Annotated in this window: 21 protein-coding genes and 1 riboswitch; of the genes, 11 read left to right on the forward strand and 10 right to left on the reverse strand. The window is 65.1% G+C overall.

The features are described from left to right. Positions 1–25: 25 nt before the first annotated feature. Positions 26–760, forward strand: coding sequence for a substrate-binding periplasmic protein (locus BM186_RS15895; protein ID WP_074916506.1), 735 nt, complete (start codon positions 26–28; stop codon positions 758–760). Positions 761–764: 4 nt separating this feature from the next. Here BM186_RS15895 and BM186_RS15900 read toward each other — a convergent pair whose 3' ends face one another. Genes BM186_RS15900 through BM186_RS26640 form a run of 3 tightly spaced genes read right to left on the reverse strand, consistent with a single transcriptional unit; the run spans position 765 to position 4,243 of the window. Further along, positions 765–1,571: a TlpA disulfide reductase family protein gene (locus BM186_RS15900; protein ID WP_074916508.1), complete on the reverse strand. Its 807-nt coding sequence runs from the start codon at positions 1,569–1,571 to the stop codon at positions 765–767. 7 nt (positions 1,572–1,578) lie between these two features. Continuing rightward, complete coding sequence (gene hrpB / locus BM186_RS15905; protein WP_074916510.1) at positions 1,579–4,113, reverse strand: ATP-dependent helicase HrpB; 2,535 nt, start codon at positions 4,111–4,113, stop codon at positions 1,579–1,581. Beyond that, positions 4,079–4,243 carry a hypothetical protein gene (locus BM186_RS26640; RefSeq protein ID WP_158234277.1) on the reverse strand — a complete coding sequence of 55 codons (165 nt, stop codon included), beginning with the start codon at positions 4,241–4,243 and terminating at the stop codon, positions 4,079–4,081. Before BM186_RS26640 ends, hrpB begins: the two co-directional genes overlap by 35 nt. On the opposite strand from BM186_RS26640, the gene BM186_RS15910 reads away from it, so the two are divergent. The 5 genes from BM186_RS15910 (at position 4,242) to BM186_RS15930 (ending at position 7,182) form a co-directional block, all read left to right on the forward strand. Beyond that, positions 4,242–4,661 carry a polyribonucleotide nucleotidyltransferase gene (locus BM186_RS15910; protein WP_074916512.1) on the forward strand — a complete coding sequence of 140 codons (420 nt, stop codon included), beginning with the start codon at positions 4,242–4,244 and terminating at the stop codon, positions 4,659–4,661. The genes BM186_RS26640 and BM186_RS15910 overlap by 2 nt on opposite strands. A 4-nt stretch (positions 4,662–4,665) precedes the next feature. Continuing rightward, positions 4,666–5,547, forward strand: a complete 882-nt coding sequence (locus tag BM186_RS15915; RefSeq protein WP_074916514.1) for a cation diffusion facilitator family transporter — start codon at positions 4,666–4,668, stop codon at positions 5,545–5,547. Positions 5,548–5,919: 372 nt separating this feature from the next. Beyond that, positions 5,920–6,399, forward strand: coding sequence for an Lrp/AsnC family transcriptional regulator (locus BM186_RS15920; RefSeq protein ID WP_004424680.1), 480 nt, complete (start codon positions 5,920–5,922; stop codon positions 6,397–6,399). A gap of 90 nt (positions 6,400–6,489) precedes the next feature. After that, positions 6,490–6,708 carry a DUF2788 domain-containing protein gene (locus BM186_RS15925; protein ID WP_003240295.1) on the forward strand — a complete coding sequence of 73 codons (219 nt, stop codon included), beginning with the start codon at positions 6,490–6,492 and terminating at the stop codon, positions 6,706–6,708. 81 nt (positions 6,709–6,789) lie between these two features. Next, on the forward strand, positions 6,790–7,182 hold the full coding sequence (locus BM186_RS15930) for a globin (RefSeq protein WP_074916516.1): 393 nt from the start codon (positions 6,790–6,792) through the stop codon (positions 7,180–7,182). Positions 7,183–7,338: 156 nt separating this feature from the next. On the opposite strand, the gene BM186_RS15935 is transcribed toward BM186_RS15930, so the two are convergent. After that, a complete protein-coding gene (locus BM186_RS15935) occupies positions 7,339–7,959 on the reverse strand; it encodes a pseudouridine synthase (RefSeq protein ID WP_074916518.1) in 621 nt (206 codons plus the stop codon). A gap of 123 nt (positions 7,960–8,082) precedes the next feature. On the opposite strand from BM186_RS15935, the gene ahr reads away from it, so the two are divergent. Then, positions 8,083–9,114, forward strand: a complete 1,032-nt coding sequence (ahr, locus tag BM186_RS15940) for an NADPH-dependent aldehyde reductase Ahr (protein ID WP_072424388.1) — start codon at positions 8,083–8,085, stop codon at positions 9,112–9,114. A gap of 59 nt (positions 9,115–9,173) precedes the next feature. Then, a complete protein-coding gene (locus tag BM186_RS15945; RefSeq protein WP_074916520.1) occupies positions 9,174–9,620 on the forward strand; it encodes an acetyltransferase in 447 nt (148 codons plus the stop codon). Between the two features lie 37 nt (positions 9,621–9,657). Here the strand turns inward: BM186_RS15945 and BM186_RS15950 are convergent, their stop codons facing one another. Continuing rightward, positions 9,658–11,001, reverse strand: a complete 1,344-nt coding sequence (locus BM186_RS15950) for an aminotransferase-like domain-containing protein (RefSeq protein ID WP_074916522.1) — start codon at positions 10,999–11,001, stop codon at positions 9,658–9,660. Between the two features lie 80 nt (positions 11,002–11,081). On the opposite strand from BM186_RS15950, the gene BM186_RS15955 reads away from it, so the two are divergent. Beyond that, on the forward strand, positions 11,082–12,053 hold the full coding sequence (locus BM186_RS15955) for a threonine dehydratase (protein WP_074916524.1): 972 nt from the start codon (positions 11,082–11,084) through the stop codon (positions 12,051–12,053). 1 nt (position 12,054) lies between these two features. Here BM186_RS15955 and amn read toward each other — a convergent pair whose 3' ends face one another. Continuing rightward, complete coding sequence (gene amn / locus BM186_RS15960; RefSeq protein ID WP_021489460.1) at positions 12,055–13,527, reverse strand: AMP nucleosidase; 1,473 nt, start codon at positions 13,525–13,527, stop codon at positions 12,055–12,057. A 125-nt stretch (positions 13,528–13,652) separates the two neighbouring features. Here amn and BM186_RS15965 point away from each other — a divergent pair, with 125 nt between their 5' ends. After that, on the forward strand, positions 13,653–14,375 hold the full coding sequence (locus BM186_RS15965; protein ID WP_074916525.1) for a hypothetical protein: 723 nt from the start codon (positions 13,653–13,655) through the stop codon (positions 14,373–14,375). Positions 14,376–14,384: 9 nt separating this feature from the next. Here the strand turns inward: BM186_RS15965 and BM186_RS15970 are convergent, their stop codons facing one another. Beyond that, positions 14,385–15,065 carry an energy-coupling factor ABC transporter permease gene (locus BM186_RS15970; protein WP_074916527.1) on the reverse strand — a complete coding sequence of 227 codons (681 nt, stop codon included), beginning with the start codon at positions 15,063–15,065 and terminating at the stop codon, positions 14,385–14,387. Between the two features lie 53 nt (positions 15,066–15,118). Beyond that, positions 15,119–15,320, reverse strand: a riboswitch (cobalamin riboswitch). Between the two features lie 307 nt (positions 15,321–15,627). On the opposite strand from BM186_RS15970, the gene BM186_RS15975 reads away from it, so the two are divergent. Next, positions 15,628–16,371 (forward strand): carbonic anhydrase, encoded by a 744-nt coding sequence (locus BM186_RS15975; RefSeq protein ID WP_074916529.1) that lies wholly within the window; start codon positions 15,628–15,630, stop codon positions 16,369–16,371. 57 nt (positions 16,372–16,428) lie between these two features. Here BM186_RS15975 and BM186_RS15980 read toward each other — a convergent pair whose 3' ends face one another. The 3 genes from BM186_RS15980 to BM186_RS15990 all read right to left on the reverse strand — a co-directional run bounded on the left by BM186_RS15980 (position 16,429) and on the right by BM186_RS15990 (position 21,296). Further along, entirely contained in the window at positions 16,429–18,078 is a 1,650-nt protein-coding gene (locus BM186_RS15980; protein WP_074916531.1) for an acyl-CoA dehydrogenase family protein, read from the reverse strand. After that, positions 18,075–18,716, reverse strand: coding sequence for a TetR/AcrR family transcriptional regulator (locus BM186_RS15985; RefSeq protein WP_074916533.1), 642 nt, complete (start codon positions 18,714–18,716; stop codon positions 18,075–18,077). Before BM186_RS15985 ends, BM186_RS15980 begins: the two co-directional genes overlap by 4 nt. Before the next feature lie 168 nt (positions 18,717–18,884). Beyond that, the gene (locus tag BM186_RS15990) at positions 18,885–21,296 is read right to left on the reverse strand and encodes a hybrid sensor histidine kinase/response regulator (RefSeq protein ID WP_074916535.1); all 2,412 of its coding nucleotides are present in this window, start codon (positions 21,294–21,296) and stop codon (positions 18,885–18,887) included. Between the last annotated feature and the right edge of the window lie 75 nt (positions 21,297–21,371).

Here is a 21,371-nt window from a genome sequence, read left to right on the forward strand (position 1 = left end):
GACGGCGAAGAGCCGCGATAACCGGATGCCAAGACGCTTCTGCCTGATATTCATCGCCCTGCTATGGCTACACGCCGCTCATGCTGCCGAGGCCAGGCAACGCGTTCACGTGGGTTACTACGAGTTTCCGCCCTATTCCTATACCGACGCGCAAGGCCAGCCCAGCGGCTCGGGCCTGGAGCTGGCCGCGCGCCTGCTCGACGAAGCGGGATACCAGGCAGACTTTCGCTCCTACCCCGGCGCCCGCCTCTACAGCGGTCTGCTCGATGGCAGCATACATATCTGGGCCGGCGCCTCAGGCAAGCCGGAGCTGGTCGAGCACACCCTCGAAGGCAAGCATCTGCTGGGGGAGATCACCCTCAACCTGTACTTTCGCCACGACACACCTGCACCGCGCATTCCGGATGATCTGCAGGATCGTGGGGTGATCCTGATCACCGGCTACAGCTACTGGCAAGACGTCAATCAATGGCTGGAAGATCCGGCGCGCAATATCACTCATCACCGTACCGCCAACCACACCTCGGCCCTGGAAATGCTCCAGCGCCGACGCGGAGACTACCTGCTGGACTATCAGGCCCCAGTCGAACAGGCCAAACGCACACTGGGCATGGGCGAACTGCCCTTCGTCGAGGTACAGCGTCTGCCGCTGCGGCTGATCTATTCGCGACGTGCGCCTGACGCCGAGCGCCTGCGCGAGGACCTGGATCGGGTGTACCAGCAGTTGCAGGATGCCGGCGAGGATCTGTGGTTGTATTGACGCGTCAATCGCCCCGCAATCGAGCCAGCGCTCGCTCCAGGCTGGCATGCGACAGCTCGCCCAGGTGACTGCCTACTTGCCGCCCCTCTGCATCGTAGAAAAGCGTGGTGGGTAACGCCCGCGAGCCCACCAACTGACCCAGCTGCACCTGATCGTCGAGCAGCAGATTGTCCAGACTCAGTTGCTGCGCGGCGAGGAACTCACCCACCAGCGCAGCACTTTCCCCCTGGTTGACGAACAGGATGGTGATAGCAGCCTCACGCTGCTGCGCCTGCATCAGCACCGGCATCTCACGTCGACATGGCGGGCACCAGGTGGCCCACAGGTTGACCACCAGCGGCTGGCCGGCGTAGTCACGCAGGTTCACCGGATTGCCCTGCATATCCCGCACCTGCAGGTCAGGCAGTCGCGTACCCTGCTCCAGCGCATGCAACATCAGGTTGCCGCCCAGCCACAGCGCCAGGCCGACGCCCATCGCCACGCCCAACGGCCAGCGCAATTGTGCCTGGCGCCAGAGATACCAGGCGCCCAGCACAAGTCCCGCGAGCACACCCGGCCAGGCGATGAAGCCGCCATCACGGATATCCACCACCCGCCACGGCTCATCGCGGTAATACTCGGCATACACCAGCACGAACGCCAGCCGCGCCACCAGCAAGCCCAGCATCAGCATCCGGAACAACTGGCTTTCCGGATTGCAGCCGTGGCGACGACCGATCAACCAGCCAACCAGTGTGGCCAGCAGCAGGCTGCCGAGCAGTAGTACATGGGAAACACCAAGGGCCAAGGGCCCGACGTCCAGAGTCAGCATCGACTTCTCATTTTCTCGGTTTGGCTCGCGCCGTGGGTTCGGCGATCAGCGGGTCGTCAGGCCAGTAATGCTTGGGATAGCGGCCCTTGAGGTCCTTCTTCACCTCCAGATAGGTGTTGGCCCAGAAGCTGGCCAGGTCCTGAGTCACCTGCACCGGACGACGTGCCGGCGACAGCAAATGCAACTTGAGGCCCAGACGACCACCGGCGATGCGCGGCGTCGCGGCCAGGCCGAACAACTCCTGCAGGCGCACGGCGAGCACTGGCGGGTGCTCCGTGTAGTCGATGGCGATGCGCGAGCCGGACGGCACGCTCAGCGCTCTCGGCGCCAGCTCGTCAAGGCGTTGCGGCAGCGGCCAGGGCAGGAGCGTCTGCAGGATCAAGGGCAGGTCGAGATTGGCGAAATGGCTGAGGCGGTTGACCTTGCCCAGGAAGGGCGTCAGCCACTGCTCGAGGCTGGCCAGCAGCGTAGCATCGGACAGATCCGGCCATTCGCTCTGTCCCTGTTGCTGCAAATCCAGCTCGCGCAGCAGCGCCACGCGTGCCTGCCACTGGCGCAGCTCCGGCGTCCAGGGCAGCAGTTCCAGGCCCTTGCGCCGTACCAGGCCGACCAGGGCGCGGCCGCGCGCCGCCTCGTCCAGCGCGGCCAGCGCCTGGCGTTCCAGCACCAGCTCACCCACCTTGCGCTGACGTTCGGCGCGCAGCACGCCTTCACGCTCGTCCCAGTCGAGCACGTCCAGCGTCGCGACCTGCTCGGCGAGTTCACGCTCGAACAGCACCGGGTCGAGATCGGCGGCGAGATAGATGCGCTCCTCGCGCTGGCCCTGGCGGCTGCCCAGATCGGCCACCACCAGCCATTCGTGCTTCATCAGGGCATCGGTTTCACCGAACTGCGCCGCGCGACCATTGGCCAGGCGATAGTCAGCGCCACCGGCGCGGCGCTGCTGGGCGATACGGTCGGGGTAAGCGAAGGCCAGCAGGCAGCCGAGCCAGCGCGAGTGTCCAGGGTCACTCACTGCCTGGCTGACGGCCCGGCCATTGATCAGCCCCTGGAACTGCTTCGCCAGTTGCCGCGCCCGCTGCACGCCCCCTTGGGCCGAGCGCATGGCGCGGCTTTCGCCGCTGAGCAGGGCCAGACGACTGTGCAAGTCGGCGCCACCTCCGCGCAGGATATCGCGCTCGGACAACAGCGCCGCCAGATCGCAGGCCAGCCCACCAAGCCCCAGCGCCTGGCCACGTAGCAGCAGATGGGCAATACGTGGATGGCTCGGCAGCTCGGCCATGGCCTGACCGTGGGCATTGAGTGCACCACGTTCATCGAGGGCGCCCAGGCGACCAAGCAGATCCAGCGCCTGGGCGTAGGCGGCCGGCGGTGGCACGTCGAGCCAGTTCAGCTCCTGCGGTGTCACGCCCCAGCGCAGCAGTTGCAGGGCTAGTCCGGCCAGGTCCGCCTGGAGGATCTCCGCACTGGAATAGGCGCTGAGCTGTTCGTGCTGCGCCTGCGACCACAGCCGATAGCACACGCCCGGCTGCAGGCGCCCGGCACGGCCGGCGCGCTGTGTCGCGGAGGCACGGGAGATGCGCTGGGTGTCGAGGCGGGTCATGCCGCTGGCCGGGTCGAAGCGCGGCACCCGCGCCAGGCCGGTATCGATGACCACACGCACGCCGTCGATGGTCAGGCTGGTCTCGGCGATGTTGGTGGCCAACACCACCTTGCGCTTGCCGGCCGGGGCCGGCTCGATGGCAGCACGCTGGGCGGACAGATCCAGCTCGCCATGCAGCGGACAGAGCAGGATGTCGTCGTGCCCGCTCAGCGCCTCGCCCAGTTGCTCGGCCACGCGGCGAATCTCGGCCTGCCCCGGCAGGAACACCAGCAGGCTGCCCGGCTCGTCGGCCAGCGCCTGCTGTACCGTCTGCACTACCCGCGGCTCGATCCACTCACCGGGCGCCAGCGGCGCGCTCCAGCGGATATCCACCGGGAACATGCGCCCTTCGCTGCGCAGCACCGGCGCATCGCCAAGCAATGCCGACAGGCGCTCGCCTTCGAGAGTGGCGGACATCAACAGCACCTTGAGCGGCACCTCGCCGCTGCCTTCGCCGCGGAACATGGTGCGGCCGTTGAGCGTCAGCGCCAGGGCCAGGTCAGCATCGAGGCTGCGTTCGTGAAATTCGTCGAAGATCACCAGACCGACGCCATCCAGCGCCGGATCGTCCTGCAGGCGGCGGGCAAGAATGCCTTCGGTGACCACCTCGATGCGCGTGTTCGGCCCCACCTTGCTGTCCAGGCGAATGCGGTAGCCGACCGTCTCGCCGACCCGTTCGCCCAGCTCGCTGGCCAGGCGCTCGGCGGCAGCACGTGCTGCCAGGCGACGCGGCTCGAGCATGAGGATGGTTTGCCCAGCCAGCCAGGGCGCATCGAGCAATGCCAGCGGTACGCGGGTGGTCTTGCCGGCACCGGGCGGCGCCTCCAGCACCACTTCGTGGCGGGCGCTCAGCGCATTGCGCAAATCAGGCAGCAGCGAATCGATCGGCAGGGTATTCATCATTTCTCCACAGCAGACCGGCAATTATAACGGCGAACCGCCTGCCAACTTGCTGGTCTGAAACAGCGCGCTGCAGTTTTGCAATCATCGCCTTGCTATAGTTGCGCCACTTTTTTCTGGAGGTGCTCATGCGCACGAAATCCCGCTTCATCGCCGGCATTGTCGCCGCGACCCTGCTCGCCCAACTGACTGCTTGCGGCTCGATCTTCTACCCGGATCGCCGCGGCCAGATCGAAGGCCGGATCGACCCGGTGATCGCCGGGGCCAACGCCATCGGCATCCTGTTCTACGTGATTCCTGGCCTGATCGCCTTTGCCGTGGACTTCGCCACCGGCGCCATCTACCTGCCCGAAGGCCAGACCGCCCAGGTCGACCCGCAGCAGCTCAAGCAACTGATTGGCGAAGACGGCAAGGTCGACCAGTACGCGCTCAAGACCCTGATCGAAACCAGCACCGGCCACCAGCTGCCGCTGGACGACCCACGCCTGATCCAGCACAGCGGCAGCGCCGAACAACTGGCAGCCTACGGCCTGCATCCGGCTGCCTGAGTTCATGCATGACCCACAGCACGCCAGGCTGATGCGCCTGGCCACCCGGGCAGCGCTGACGGTGGCGCTGACCCTGGTGCTGGCCAAGGCGATTGCCTGGTGGCTGAGCGGTTCGGTCAGCCTGCTGGCCGGCCTCACCGATTCGCTGCTCGATAGCGCCGCCTCGCTCATCAACCTGGTTGCCGTGCACTTCGCCCTGCGCCCTGCCGACGAGGATCACCGCTACGGCCACGGCAAGGCCGAGGCGTTGGCCGGACTGGGCCAGGCGCTATTCATCGGTGTCAGTGCCGTGCTCATTGGCCTGCAGGGCGTCGAGCGCCTGCAAGTGCCACAGCCGCTGGAGGCCGAAGGTATCGGCATCGCCGTCATGCTGCTGTCGCTGGCCTTGACCGTCGCCCTGCTGAGCTTTCAACGCAGGGTGGTACGCGAGACCGGCTCCACCGCGATTCACGCCGACTCGTTGCACTACCGCTCCGACATCCTGCTCAACAGCAGCATCCTCCTCGCCCTGCTACTGACCCGTTTCGGCTGGCAGCAGATGGATGCGATCTTCGCCATCGGTATCGCCTTCTACATCTTCTGGAGCGCCATCAGCATCGTGCGCGGCGCAATCGGCGTGCTGATGGACGAGGAGCTACCCAGCGAAACCACTCAGCATATGTACCAGCTGGCCACCTCGGTGCCGGGCGTGCTCGGCGCGCACGATCTGCGTACACGCATTTCCGGTACGCGCTGGTTCGTACAGTTGCACCTGGAGCTGCCGGGCGAGATGAGCCTGTCCGACGCGCATGCGCACTGCGAGGCCGTGGAAAAGGCGATCCAGGAGCGCTATCCACGCGCCGAAGTGCTGGTACACGCCGATCCGCCGGAAGTGGTCCGGCACTGAATACACCCCCCGCCTCTCGAAAATCGCCAAGACCCACGAGCCTTCTGCAGAAATCCCAGACAATAAAAAAGGGGCCTTGCGGCCCCCTCGGGAAATCTGTCCGGTGCTGGCGATGCTGTCGCCGCTTTCTTCGCCCGCCTGGTTGGGCAGTGCGGACCCGGGTGCCGGTGCGATCCGGTAGGACCGTCGGCGCCGGCTCACCTGGTTGGGCGAGGCCGGTAGGACTTGTCGTCCGGGCCGTGAAACTGAGAGAAAGCTTACGCCTGCCGCGCCGAAATAAGATTGCTAAGATTGCTTACAAACTTACCAATTGCGCAATTAACAACTAAAGGAGCACTATCTAGCGCAATCCAATAATGAGCCAGTTAAAAAATGGACAAACTCGACCGTTACGACCTGAACATTCTCGCCGAATTGCAGCGCAACGCTGCCCTGTCCAACCAGGAACTGGCCGAACGTATCGGCCTGTCGCCCTCGCCCTGCTCGCGTCGGGTCAAACAGCTGGAAGACGATGGCTACATCACCGGCCAGGTCGCCCTGCTCGACCGCAAGAAGCTTGGCCTCAGCCTGACCGCCTACGTGCTGATCGGCATGGACCGGCACACCCCCGAGCGCTTCGAGCACTTTCAGGACGAAATCCGCAAATGCCCCGAGGTGCTGGAATGCTGCCTGGTGACCGGGATGGACGCCGACTACCAGCTCAAGGTAGTGGTGCCGGACATGGACCATTACCAGAAGCTGCTGCTCGGCACCCTGACTCGCATCGATGGTGTTTCCAGCGTGCGCTCGAGCTTCGTACTGCAGCAGATTCTCTCCAGCACGCAGTTGCCGTTGCAGCACCTGCGCGACTGAAAGTCGCAGGGTGAAGCGGATCATGCCGCGCTCTGGGTCAGGGCGCGTATAATTCCCGCCCTGCGTTTTCCGTCCGAATCATGAGGCACCATGGAAACCGAACAATTTGAAGCCCTGATGATGTACGTCCTGGTGGGCGGCCTGATGCTGTTCATGTTCTTCATCATCTGGGACCTCGCGAAGAAGTCCAAGGCCGGCCGCCTCGGCACCGCCATCCTGTTCCTCGGCCTGGGCCTGTGCCTGTTCGCCTTCCTCGCCAAGCCGATCATCACCTACATCATCGAGACCGCGCGCGGCATTCACGGCTAAGCCACTCGGCCAGCGCACGACGTCTGATTGAAACCAGTCCATCGTCTCGATGCGACCTGCCGCCTATTCAAGGAGTTACACATGAGCGCCGCCAATCTGGTGATGCAGAGCTATGGACGCTGCTGCGCCAGCCTGGATTTCTTCGACAGTTTCTACCGCCACTTCCTCGCCAGCTCGCCGCTGATTCGCGAGAAGTTCGTCGACACCGACATGAGCGCGCAAAAGCAATTGCTGCGCCAGGGCATTCTCAATCTGGTGATGCACGCGCGCGGCATGCCCGACACCAAACTGCGCGCCCTCGGCGAATCGCACTCGCGCCAGCATCTGGACATTCGCCCCGAACTCTACGACCTGTGGCTCGACGCGCTGCTGGCGGCCATCAGCGAACACGACAAGGAGTGCGACGCAGAGGTACGCCAGGCCTGGCGTGAAGTGCTGAACAAAGGTATCGCCGTGATCAAGGCCGGTTATTGATTCAGGTCATGTCGCCATGGGCTCCGGCCCTGCGACAAATCGACCGGCACTCACCCAGCAGACCACCGGGTGCTGCGCATGGTCTCTGGATACACTGAAACAGTCGTCATTCCCGCGAAGGCGGGAACCCAGAAGCTGCGAAGAAACTGGGCTCCCCTACGGCAGTTGCGCCGGGATCTCGCGCCACTGACCAGGCTGCAGGCCATCAAGTCTCCAGGGACCGATGGCCACGCGCACCAGGCGCAGGGTCGGCAGGCCAACCGCAGCGGTCATGCGCCGCACCTGGCGATTGCGCCCTTCGCGGATCACCAGTTCCAGCCATGCTGTCGGCACGCTCTTGCGAAAGCGTACCGGCGGGTTGCGCTCCCACAGCTCGGGCTCGTCCAGGCGCCGCGCCTCGGCTGGCAGGGTCGGGCCGTCATTGAGCGTCACGCCATCGCGCAACTGCTGCAGTTGCACATCGCTCGGCTCCCCTTCCACCTGCACCCAATACGTCTTCGGCAGCTTGTGCTTGGGGTCGGCGATACGCGCCTGCAGATGGCCATCGTTGGTCAACAAGAGCAGGCCTTCGCTATCGCGATCCAGGCGACCCGCCGGGTACACACCGGGCACATCGACGAACTCCTTGAGCGTGACGCGGCCCTGCTCATCGTTGAACTGGGTGAGCACGTCGAACGGCTTGTTCAATACCAAAAGGCGCGGTTGCGCAGGCGGCGCCTTGGCCACTCGGCGTGGGGCTGCAGGGCGGCGATTGGCGGGAGTACGAGGGCGTGACATGCAACTGGCTTCGGTGGCACTGGGGCGCGCAGTGTAACCCACGATAAGCGGCGCTGATGGTACTTCCACGTCCTGCCGGAGCGACTAAGCTGCGGATTCAACCCCTGCGATCAGGAGCCACCGATGAGCAACAACGCCGAACTCGCCACCTTCACTGGCTGGGCCGCCACGACGGCCAAGGCACCATTGGAGCGCCTGAGCTACGACCCCGGCCCGCTCGGCGCCGAAGAGGTGGAAGTGGCGGTGGAATACTGCGGCATCTGCCATTCCGACCAGTCGATGATCGACAACGAATGGGGCAATGCGCGCTACCCCTTCATCCCCGGCCATGAGGTGGTCGGCACCATCGTCCGTCTTGGCGAGCAGGCGCGCGGCCTCAAGCTGGGTCAACGGGTCGGCATCGGCTGGTACAAGGGCAGCTGCATGCACTGCGGTTCGTGCATGGAAGGCTCACACCAGCTGTGCCGCTCGGTGAAGCCGACCATCGTTGGCAGCCACGGTGGTTTCGCCGACCGCCTGCGTTCGCACTGGGCCTGGGCTGTGCCACTGCCCGATGGCCTCGACCCGGCGCTGGTCGGCCCGCTGTTCTGCGCCGGTTCGACGGTATTCAGCCCGCTGCTGGAATTCGACATCAAGCCTACGGATCGCGTCGGCGTGGTTGGCATCGGCGGCCTCGGCCACCTGGCGCTGCGCTTTCTCAATGCCTGGGGCTGTGATGTGACCGCCTTCACCTCGTCACTGAACAAGCAGGACGAAGCCAAACGCCTGGGCGCGCACAAGGTGGTGGCTTCCACCGACAGCGCGGCGATGAAGGCGATTGCCGGCAGCCTGGATTTCCTTCTGGTCACTGCCAGCGCCGATCTGGACTGGCAGGCGCTGATCGGCACCCTGCGCGGCAAGGGCCGCCTGCACTTCGTCGGCATCGTGCCCAGCGCCATCCCGGTGCACGTGTTCAACCTGATCCCGCAGCAGAAGAGCCTGTCCGGCTCACCGGTGGGCTCGCCCTCAAGCATGGCGACCATGCTCGAGTTCTGCGCGCGTCACCAGATTCTGCCGCAGGTCGAGCACTTCCCCATGAGCCAGGTGAACGCGGCCATCGACCACCTGCGCAGCGGCAAGGCGCGCTATCGCGTGGTGCTCGACGCCAGCAAATGACAGCACGGGCGCAGAGCTGGCATGCTCTGCGCCCCGTTTCATCCAAGATGCCTGCCGTTATGCCGCTGACTCTCGACACTCCCACCGCTGCCGAACTGCCCACCCTGGTGGAAATCTGGGAGGCGGCCGTGCGCGCCACCCACCACTTCCTGCCGGAAAGCGACCTGCAGGTGATCAAGCCCTTGCTGCGCGAGCAGTATTTCCCGGCCGTGCAATTGACCTGCGCACGTGCCGAGTCAGGGCGAATCCTGGGTTTTCTCGGCACCAGCGAAGGCATGGTGGAAATGCTCTTCGTCGACCCGGCCTGCCACGGCCAGGGCGTGGGCAAGCAACTGATGCGCCACGCCATCGACGCGCTGGGCACCAGGCGCGTCGACGTCAACGAGCAGAACCCGCAGGCCGTCGGGTTCTACCAGCACCTGGGATTCGTCGTGACTGATCGCTCGCGCCTGGACGGCGGCGGGCGGCCGTTTCCGATTCTGCATATGAAACTCGCAAGGGCGTAGGGCGGTCCGGGACGCCCTACCGCCCTACATGTGGCACTCAACCGATAGGCCAAGCCGCCACGATCCCCTCCAACGCCTGCTTGAGTTCGACCCGGCTGGCCGCCGCCGCAAGGCTGACACGCACCGCATGCCCCGGATTGGCTTCCACTGCGAACACCTCGGCCGGCACCACCTCCACGCCATGCTGTCGACAGGCCTCGGCCAGACCCACCGGCGCAGCACTATCGAGCCACAGGTGCGGCGCCACCGCCCTGCCCTGCGGCATGCGCGGCCCGAGCACGCGTGCGGCCAGGCGCCAACGCAGCTGCAGTTCCTCGATCTGCCAGGCCAGGCGCTGTTCGGCGATGCCGCTTTCGATCCACTCACAGGCCAGCGCCAGACTCAGTGGCGTCACCGCCCAGCGGGTGGCCTGGGCTTCGGGATCGATAAGTTCGAGCAGTTCCGGCGCACCGGCGATAAAGCCCAGGCGTAAGCCGGGTGCGACGCTCTTGGACAGGCTGCTGATCAGCAGACAGCGTTCGGGCACCTGCACCGCCAGCGGCGCCGCGCTGCCGAGCACGCCGTAGACGTCATCCTCGACGATCCACAGGCCGCGTCGGCGCGCCACCTCGGCAATGGCTGCGCGGCGCTCGGCGTCCAGACTGGCGCCAGTGGGGTTCTGCAGGCAAGGCGTAAGAACCACTACGCGAGCGCCGGTGGCACGCGCCTGGCGGTCTAGGTCATCAGGCAGGATGCCGCGTTCATCCATCGCCACACCGTGCAGCGGCAAGCGCAACTGGCGCGCGGCGGCCTTGATCCCCGGTGCGGTGAAGCGCTCCACCAGGATCGGCTCGCCCGCCTCGCACAGCGCCAGCAGCGCCGCCGATACGCCCTGCTGGGCACCAGCGCAAAGCAGCAGGCCGTTCGGCGCCAGTTCCAGGCCACGGCGGCGTAGCCAGGTGGCGCCCGCCAGGTGCGCACGCTCGACCAGCGCTGCCGTGGGATAAGCCTGCAACGTGTCCAGCTCGCTGCGCGCAGCCAGCGCGGCAAGGCTGACGGACAGGTCGCGGTTGTCCGGATCGTGCACCGGCACGTTGGTCGACAGGTCGATCAGTGCGCCCTGCGCGGCCGGTTGCTTGAGGCGGAACAGGCTCGCCTCACGGCTACCGGCCAGCACATAGGTACCGCGGCCGACCTCGCCGGAAACCAGATGCCGACGCGCCGCCTCACGGTAGGCGAGCATCACCGTGCTCGGGTTGATACCCAGCGTCCAGGCCAGGCGCCGCTGCGGCGGCAGGCGTTCGCCGGGCTTGAGTTCACCGCGACCGATGGCGGCGGCGATGGCCTCGACCAGGGCGAGGTAAGTGGGCAGGGAACTGCTGGAAAGGTCAGGGAGCCACATTGCTTGCCATGCAATATAAATATTTACCCATACAATGCGCCGCACTAGCATCGGGGTCAACACCACTCGGAGCACAGCCCATGTTCGACCTCGCCCAACTGCGCCAGAGCGCTGAACTGGTTCACCGCCATATGGCGCCGACGCCGCAACTGGCCTGGCCGCTGCTGTGCCAGCGCACGGGTTGCGAGCTGTGGGTCAAGCACGAGAACCATGCCCCTACCGCCGCCTTCAAGGTGCGTGGCGGGCTGGTCTATATCGACGCCCTGCTGCGCCGCGAGCCGCAGGTGCGCGGCCTGGTCACCGCCACCCGCGGCAACCACGGCCAGAGCCTGGCACTGGCCGCGCGCCAGGCTGGTCTGGCGATCCGCATCCTGGTACCGCATGGCAACGCCCGCGAGAAGAACGCGGCGATGCGCGCCCTCGGCGCCGAGGTGATCGAACATGGCCGCGACTTCGACGAAGCGCGCGCCGAAGCCGCGCGTATCGCCGAACGCGACGGCCTGCACTGGGTGCCGTCATTGCACGAAGACCTGGTGCGCGGCGTAGCCACCTATGCACTGGAGCTGCTGGAAGCGGTACCGAACCTGCGCCGGGTGTACGTGCCCATCGGCCTCGGCTCGGGCATCTGCGGGATGATCCGCACCCGCGACCTGCTCGGCCTCGACACTGAGATCGTCGGCGTGGTCGCCAGTGGCGCCGATGCTTATGCACGGAGCTTCGAACAAGGCCGCCTGGTGCAGACCGAACGCGCCGAGACACTGGCCGACGGCATGGCCTGCCGCCAGCCCCAGGAATTGGCGCTGGGCATGATCCGCACCGGCGCGGCACGCATCGTGCGCGTGAGTGATGAAGAGATTCGCGCCGCCATCCGCGCCTATCACGAGGACACCCACAACCTTGCCGAAGGCGCCGGCGCGGCGGCGCTGGCCGCCCTGATGCAGGAGCGCGAAAGCAACGCCGGCCAGCGCGTGGCCGTGGTGCTCAGCGGCGCCAATATCGACCGCGCAGCACTGGCCGAGTTGCTGCGTGACGAGGCGCCGGTCGCGGCCTGACTCAGCGGAACGGCGGCTCGTCGAAGCTGCGCAACTTGCGCGAGTGCAGCGAGTTGAGCTGGCTGCGCATCAGCTCCAGCGCCGCGATACCGATATGCAGATGCTGGGTCACCGCGCGCTCGTAGAAAGCGCCGGCTGCGCCGGGCAGCTTGATCTCGCTGTGCAAGGGTTTGTCCGACACGCACAGCAGCGTGCCGTAGGGCACCCGCAGACGGTAGCCTTGCGCGGCGATGGTGCCGCTTTCCATATCCACCGCCACCGCACGCGAGAGGTTGATCAGCGGCCGTTCCTGGGCCCAGCGCAGTTCCCAGTTGCGATCGTCGTAGGTCAGCACGGTGCCGGTGCGCAGGCGTTTCTTCAGCTCGTCGCCCTCTTCGCCGGTAACCAGCTTGGCGGCTTCCTGCAGCGCCTGCTGCACCTCGGCCAGCGCCGGCAGCGGGATATGCGGCGGCAGTACGCGGTCGAGAATGCCGTCGCGGCGCATATAGGCGTGGGCCAGCACGTAGTCACCGATGGTCTGCGACTGACGCAGGCCGCCGCAGTGGCCGATCATCAGCCAGCAGTGCGGACGCAGCACGGCCAGGTGGTCGGTGATGTTCTTGGCGTTGGACGGGCCAACACCGATGTTGACCAGGGTGATGCCGTGGCCGTCCGCTGCCTGCAAGTGATAGGCCGGCATCTGGTAGCGGTGCCAGACCACGTTCTCGATGATCGCCTGCATCTCGCCTTCGGCCATGCCACGCTCGATCACCACGTTGCCTGGCAGCACCATGCGCGTGAAGCGCGAGTCGCCCACCAGCATGTCCAGACCGTGGCGGATGAACTGGTCGACGTAGCGGTGGTAGTTGGTCAACAGAATCCACGGCTGCACATGGCGCCAGTCGCTGCCGGTGTAGTGCTGGATGCGCTTGAGCGAGAAATCGGTGCGCGCCGCGTCGAACAGTGCCAGCGGCAGCGGGTCGATGTTCTCCCAGTCGTACAGGCCATCGGCGGTGCCGTCGGTGGCGGCGGACAGATCGGTGCTGGGGAATACCCGCGCCAGCTCGGCGGCGGTCACGCCACTGCCGGCCAGCTCATCGCCGCCCTCGACCACGTAGGGATAGGGAATGTTCTGCTGGCTGCGGCCGACCTCGACGCGCAGGGTGAAGTCGTTCATCAGCGGGCGCAGTTGCTCCAGCAGGTATTTGCGGAAGGCCGCCGGCTGGGTCACGGTGATCGCGTAGGTGCCTGGCACCTGCACCTTGGCATAGGCACGCACGGTGGTCGGCACCTCGCCCTGGCACAGGTAGGTCAGGCGCAATTCGGGGTAGCGGAACAGGCAGTGCTCGCTGGCATCGGGACGGATGCGCTCCTTGAGGTAGCGTTTGAGCGCCTGGCTCAACGCACCGGTGGCTTCCTGGTGCAGGGCGGCGAGGCGGTCGACGGCCTCTTCGGGGGTGTAAGCAATGATGAAATCATCTGAGCAGGCTTTCACTGTGCATCTTCCTGACTGAACGTACGCGCCTATCTTGCCTGCATACGTTGACGAAAACATAGCGCGATCCCCCGCCTATCGCTGCCAACGGCTAGGCTTGGATCAATTCGTCGGAGGTCACCATCATGCCTCGTGCAATCGTTCTGCTGTTGGCCATGGCCTCATGCTCAAGCGTTCAAGCCGGTGAACTCGATGGCCACTACCGGGCCACGCTCGACGGTCAGCCGAGCGAGCTGATCCTGCGCCAGAACGACGCCGTGGTGGAAGGCGAGTACGTAGAGGGCCAGCACCTGCGCCTGGTCGTCAAAGGCCGCTACGACGGCAAGTTGCTGCGCGCCGAGATCAGCGACCCGCAATCGGGCCTGCTGCTGGCGAACATGAACGCGACCTACGCCAACGCGATGCTCAACGCCAGTATCGCTGCGCGTAATCCAAGAAACGGGGAGATCTTGGAACGCCAGGCGCTGTTTCAGCGCGAGGCGGCGATTGCGACGCCACCTACGTCAGGCACTTTGGACCCGACACTGGTCGGCACCTGGGTACACGAGAAGATCATCAATAGCGGCGGTGCCAGCTTCGCCTCGTTCAACACTCTGATGACCCTGCAGTTGAATGCCGACGGCAGCGTCACCCAGTGGAGCCGCTCGATCGGTGGCGGAGGCGACTGGAGCTACGACAGCCCAGGCGAGATGCAGTACAGCGGCCACTGGCGCAGCCAGGGCGGCATGCTGATGGTGCGCCTGGCTGGCGCCGCCGACTATCAACCCGCCGCCTACTACCGCTTCAGCGACCAGTACCTGGTCACAGAGAGCAATACCGGCAAGATGATCTGGCAACGCCGCCGCTGAGCGACCGGCTCAGGCCGGCTGATGCAGGCGCACGTTGAACAGCGGCCCCTGGCTGAAACGCGACAGCGCCTTGGCAGCGGCCAGCACCCCCAGGTCGATCAGCGGCTCGACCAGGATCACGCTCATGTAGGCCAGGCCGAAGCTGCCCACGGCCGCCAGGTTCTCGCTGGAGAAGCCATGACCGTAGAAAGCCCAGAACGCGACCCAGGCGACGATGCCGCCCTGATAAGCGGTCGAAAGCGCCAGCGCCTGCTTGTAGGAAAGATCGACGTAAGCCGTGCCCGGCGCGACGATGCGCTTGGCCAGCAGGCTGATACCCCACAGCGGGATCAACAGCGTGGTGACGTTCATGCCGTACTGCGGCAGGTCGAACTGAGCGAACAGCAGCCCCTGCAACAACAGGCCAGCGGCCAGACCAATGGCGGCAGCACCGGCGCCGAACAGCAGCAGCAGGGTCGAGCCGAGGATCAGGTGCACCTCGGAAACGCCCACCGCATGATGCGGGAACACTTCGAAGAAGCAGAACACCAGAGCGGTGGTCAGCAGGCTGCGTAGCGCCAGGGCGGCGACACCGCCGTTGTTGCGGACGCTGCCCAAAGCTAGCTTGGCGGTCAGGCCGAAAGCGGTGACGGCCGTTGCGTAGCTGAGCAGGATTTTGGCGCCTTCGACGACACCAGGTTCGATATGCATGCGAGCTCCTTTGCCGCGCCCACCGCGCGACGATTCGGATAAGGGGGTAGGCGAAACGCCCGTTGTCGATGGCAGGTCTCCTGGCTCACGGCTTGGCACTTCGCCCGCCTTCCCGACCGAAGTCAGTGGCATGAGGGCGTCGTTCGCCGCTTACAGTTGCGGGGGCAGCCAGGGCATTGGCGAGATTCGCCGCACCCTGTTCCCTTTTCATCCACACGCGCCAAGGCGAGCGGAACCATCGGCGGCAACCTTACTCCGCAGCTCGGGCAAAAGACAGTACTCGCGCTCAAGGCACCGCCCACCTCCTCGGCAAAGATCCGGGCCTGCCATCTAAGCGCGACAGGCAGCGCAACACTCCCAAAATGCTCTCATCTGCCCGAAGCCCCTCCACCTGAACAGATACTGTCTTGAATACAGCCGGCGCCACCGAGAATGCGCAATTCATCACGCCCAACCCATGCAGATGTAACTTTTTATTACAAATCATGCGTAATCTTTCCGCACTCGCCCCCGGCTGCTGGCCACGCGAGCTGTAGATCCATCATCCAGTAAGAGAGCGCATATGAAGAAGACCCTGCTCGTTGCGTTGACTGCACTGTTCGCAACCGGCGCCATGGCGGCCGAACAGCAACCGCACTGGAGCTACAAAGGCAAGGAAGGCCCCGAACACTGGGCCCAGTTGGACCCAGGCTACGAAACCTGTGCACTCGGCCATGCACAATCGCCGATCGACATCAGCCATGCGACGCGCGCATCGCTGCCTCGCCTCGCCTTCGACTACCAGGCCAGCTCGGCTGAAGTGGTGAATAACGGTCACACCGTCCAGGTGAATCTGGCCAATGCTGGCGGCATCGAAATCGACGGCAAGCCTTATCGCCTGGTGCAGTTCCATTTCCATACACCCAGCGAGGAGCACATCGCCGGCAAGGGTTTCCCGATGGTGGCGCATTTCGTCCACCAGGCCGCCGATGGCCACTTGGCGGTAGTGGCTATGCTGTTCAAGGAAGGTGAGAAAAATCAGGCACTGGAGTCCGTGTTCGATGCCATGCCGCCCAAGGCAGGCGAAAAAGTCGAACTGGCAGGCAGCTTCGCCCCGCAAACCGTACTGCCGCAGCAACAGGGTTACTACGCCTTCGCCGGCTCGCTGACCACACCGCCATGCAGTGAGGACGTGCAATGGCGCGTACTCAAACAACCGGTCGAGCTGTCCCATGCGCAACTGGCGCAGTTCCAGCACCTGTATGCGAAGAACGCCCGCCCGATACAAGCGCTCAACGGCCGAGAAGTACTGGAGAGCGACGACTGACCCCTGAGGCGCCGGCTGGATGGCCGGCGCACTGTCACGCCGCTATCGCGCTAGCCCTCACAGTAGATGCGGCGTGCTACGCGCCAGCAGCGCCTCGACATCGACACCGCGCGGCAGGGTGCCGTAGACGCGGCCGCGGCCTTCCAGGCGGCTGGCGATAAAGGCGTCGCTGACCACGCTGTTGCCCGCCTCAAGCAGCAGCTTGGCCTGCAGTGCCACGGCCATGTCTTCGGTGAGCTGGCGGGCGCGGTACTGGATATCGGCTGTATCAGCGAAATCTGCCTTGAGCCGCTGGATATGCGCCTTCAGGCGGGCATCGCCATGGCCATCACCCAGTTCGGCGAACAACGCGTCGAGCACGCCCGGCTCCTTGGACAGTGCACGCAGCACGTCCAAACATTGCACGTTGCCCGAGCCTTCCCAGATCGAGTTGACCGGCGCTTCGCGGTACAGGCGCGGCATGATGGTTTCCTCGACATAGCCTGCGCCGCCCATGCACTCACTGGCCTCGTAGATCATTTCCGGCGCGCGCTTGCAGATCCAGTACTTGCCCACGGCAGTGACCAGACGGGCGAACTTGTCTTCCTGCGCGTCATGCGCGTGATCCAGCGCGCGGCCCATGCGCATGCACAGGGCCAGCGCCGCTTCGCTCTCCAGCGCCAGGTCGGCCAGCACGTTCTGCATCAGCGGCTGGTTGGCGAGCAGCTTGCCACCCACCTGGCGATGCGCACAGTGGTGCGCAGCCTGGGTCAGCGCCTGGCGCATCAGGCTGCTGGAGCCGACCATGCAATCGAAGCGAGTCATGGCCACCATCTCGATGATGGTCGGCACGCCGCGCCCTTCCTCGCCGAGCATCCAGGCGAAAGCGCCACGGTATTCCACCTCGCTGGAGGCGTTGGCCCAGTTGCCCAGCTTGTTCTTCAGGCGCTGGATGTAGAAGGCGTTGCGCGTGCCGTCCGGGCGGTGACGCGGCAGCAGGAAACACGACAGGCCCTTGTCGGTGTAGGCCAGGGTAAGGAAGGCATCGCACATCGGCGCCGAGCAGAACCATTTGTGGCCCACCAGCTCATAGCCCTGCCCCGGCCCGCCGAGGCCGATGGGATAAGCGCGGGTGGTGTTGGCACGCACGTCGGTGCCGCCCTGCTTCTCGGTCATGGCCATACCGATGGTCACGCCAGTCTTCTGCTCCATCGGCAGGTTGCGTGGGTCGTACTCGGTGGCGAGGATCTTCGGCAGCCATTGCTCAGCCACGTTGGGCTGCAGGCGAATGGCCGGCACAGCGGCGAAGGTCATGGTCAACGGGCAGCCGCTGGCCGCTTCGGCCTGGCTATGCATATAGGTCAGCCCGGCACGGGCAACATGGGCACCGGCGCGCGGGTCGTTCCAGGGCAGCGAGGGCAGGCCGTGCTCGACCGCCGTGCGCATCAGCTCGTGGTACGCCGGGTGAAACTCGACCAGGTCGATGCGATTGCCGTAGCGGTCGTGGCTCTTGAACACCGGTTTGTTCTCGTTGGCAAGAAAGCCGGCCTGCATCAGGGCGCCGCCGGCCAGCGCGCCATAGGCGCTCAAACGCTCGTGGGCCCAGGCGCCATCGTAGCGGCGAATCCACTCCTGCAGCGGCAGGTCGAGGCGATAGAGATTGGCGCCATCGAGGCTCGGTACCTGGTTGAACACCTCGTGGGTTTCGGCATACAGGCTGGGTTTCATCGCGTGGACTCCTTGGCGCCGACGGCGCGCAGGCAGAAGGTGGCAAGGCTGGCGCTGACCTGCGCCAGCTCTAGGGTGGGTTGGCCTGCTTCGCGAGCGGCGCGAGCAGGTGGCGACAGGGGGCCGACCAGCGCTTCGGCAATGGCGCCGACCAGGCAGGCCGCCATCAGACCGATCTGCTCGACGCGAAACTCACCAGCGCCGGCACCCTCCTCCAGCAGATCGATGAACAGCTCGGCGTAGGCTTCGCGATAGAGCAGGCGCTGCTCATCGACTTCCGGGTCGACCGGTTCGGCAATCAGCGCGAAGGCCAGGCGGCGGCTATGCCAGGCGCGGGCAGCGAACTGTTCCAGGCCGATGCGCAGGCGCTCGCTGGCGCTGCCCGGCCCACGCAAGGCAGCGGCCAGAGCATCTACCTCACGCTGGCTGGCGCTGGCGAATACCTCGGCGGCCAGTTCACCCTTGCTGCGAAAGTGGCGGTACAGACTACCGGTGGCGATGCCAACATCGTCGGCCAACGCCTGCATGGTCAGGGCGGCGAAACCGCCCTCGGCCACTCGCAGCAAGGCGCAGTCGAGAATACGCGCGCGCAGCGCTTGGTCGCGGTCGAGTCGAGCTTCGGTGGTGCGATAAGCCATGGTCTGAATCCTGATTCACCTGCATGCAGTGAATCAGGATTCAGACCATGGCTAAAGGGACGATCCGGCCAAATCTGCCGCCGAATCGGGAAACAGGTAGCTCGTACAAAGCCGCACGTGCAGGAGCCTACAGGGCAGAGCGACTTGATTACGCCCTGCGAAGAAGAGTCAGACCGGCGCGGCGCCACCAGAGACCGCTGCCGGGCGGCACAGCACCCAGTCATGCAGCAGTACGCGTAACTCGTCGAATTTCACCGGTTTCGCCAGGTAGTCGCTCATGCCCGCAGCCAGGCAGCGCTCGCGGTCGCCACTGTGACTGTGCGCAGTGATCGCCAGCACCGGCAACTCGGCGCAGCCCGGCAGGGCGCGCAGTGCGCGACAGGTGGCAAACCCGTCCATTACCGGCATCTGGCAGTCGAGGAGCACCGCATCCACCGTCTCGCTGCGCAGCAATTCGAGGGCCTCGGCGCCGTTGTCGGCAGTGCGCACGCGGTAGCCGAGCTTGAGCAGCATGCCGCGAGTGACCAGTTGGTTGATCGCATTGTCCTCGACGATCAGTACCGTGCATTGCTGCGCCTGACGCTGCAGCGCGCCGCCCTGCGGCCGTGCCGGGCGAACATCGCTGGCCTGCGGTTGCAGCGGCAGGGTCAGCGGCACATCGAGGCGAAACCGACTGCCCTGCCCCGGCTGCGACTCGTGACTGAGCACGCCACCAAGCAGGTGGACCAGTTGCCGACAGATCGCCAGGCCGATGCCCAGGCCGCCGTACTTGCGTGTCATCGAGCCATCGAGTTGATGAAAGCGCTGATACAGGTCGCCGTCGCCGGGCGCGAAACCGATCCCCGTATCGCTGACCACCACACTCAACGGCAGGTTGCTGCCCACGCTGCCGGCGCGGCCGACCTGCAAGGTCACGCCGCCCTGGCTGGTAAACTTGATGGCGTTGTCCAGCAGATAGCCCAGCGCCTGCGCCAGCTTGGCCGCGTCCCCTTCCAGGGTGTCGGGCAGGTTGTCGTCCAGCTCCAGGGCGAACGTCAGCCCCTTGTCTTCGGCGCGCGCCGCATACTGGGCACGCAGACCATCGAACAGCCCGCGCAGGCTGAACGTCTCGCGCCGCGGATAGAGCTTGCCGGCCTGCAATTCGGTGAGCGCGAGGATGTCGTTGACCATGCGCATCATGTCGCGCGCGGACGCTGCCGCGGTCTTCTGGTACTGCTCCAGTTCGATGTCCATCTTCACCGTCTGCATCAGCTCCAGCGAGCCGATCACCCCGTTCATCGGCGTACGCAGCTCATGGGTCACGGTGGCGAGGAATTCATCCTTGAAACGGTTGCTGTCGGCCAGTTCCTGGTTCAGCGTTTCGAGCTTGCGTCCGGCCTCCTGGAGGATGCGCGTGCGCTCTTCCTTCATCGCGTTGATGCGGTCGGCCAGCGCCAACGACAGCAGGCCCACTTCCAGCGCCGAGCCGATCTGGCTGGCGTACATGGTAAGAAAGACGTTGGGCAGGTAGCCCAGCACCATCAGCGTGTTGACGATGCCGCCGATGAGAAAGGCGGTCCAGGCGAAGATGAAGTAACGCGCCACGCGCATACCGCGCAGCCAGGCAAGCACTCCGGCAGCGAAGATCACCACGGTGAACAGCAGGGCCAGGTAGGTGGCCAGACGCAATGCCGTGGCATAACTGACGCTCAGTGCCAGGATCATCACCCCGGCGCCGCAGGCCATCAGCAGCAGCAACAGGCGATCGACCCAGGGACTGTGTTCGCCAGTGTGCAGGAAGCTGCGGGCGAACTGGCAGCCGAACAAGGCGGCCGAGCCGATCAGAAATGGCGTCGCGGCATTGGCCCACCAAGGGTTGTTGGGCCAGAAATACTCGATGCCGGCACCGTTGACCGAGACCTGATACAGGCCGAACGAGGCGATATAAAGAATGTAATAGAGGTAGCTGGTGTCACGCACGCTGAGGAAGATGAACAGGTTGTACACCAGCATCACCAGCAGCACGCCGTAGATGATGCCAAGCACGTAGATACGCGCGGGCTGCTCTTCCAGATAGGCGTTGGGCGCCCACAGGGTCAGCGGCGCCTGGATCGAGCCCTGGCTTTCCAGGCGCAGATAGATGCGCTTGTTCTGGTTCGGCTCGAGGTTCAGCTCGAACAGGTAATTGTGCTGGCGGATCTGGCGGGTGTCGAAAGGCAACGAATCGCCTGTACGCTGAGCCAGTGCGAAGCCGCCGGCCTCGTCGGGGAGGTAGAGTTCAAGGTGATCGAGCGGCGGATAAGCCAGCTCCAGCAACCAGTTGCGGTCACCCTGCGCCTCGCGCGGCAGATAGTGCAGGTCCAGCCGCAGCCAGAATACCGAGCGTGAATAGCCGGCGTTGAGCACGGGTTTGTCATGCAGACGGAAACTGCCTTGCACGGCGGGCGAGGCGATGTCGTCGATGCTGGCATCGCCGCGCACGTCCTCGAACACGTACATGCTCTGCCCCAGAGGCAGAGTACGCATATGTTCGTCGAAGGTAACGGCGCCCACGAGCGAGGAAAAAACGAGGCTCACGATGAGCAGGAGCAGCCGGTACATACGACTCCAAAACCCTGTCGGACAACGCCCAGGCCCCCATTAGCCCATCAGATGGCGCCGTCACGCACGGCAGAC

The sequence above is a fragment of the Ectopseudomonas toyotomiensis genome, assembly GCF_900115695.1.
Classification (GTDB): domain Bacteria; phylum Pseudomonadota; class Gammaproteobacteria; order Pseudomonadales; family Pseudomonadaceae; genus Aquipseudomonas; species Aquipseudomonas toyotomiensis.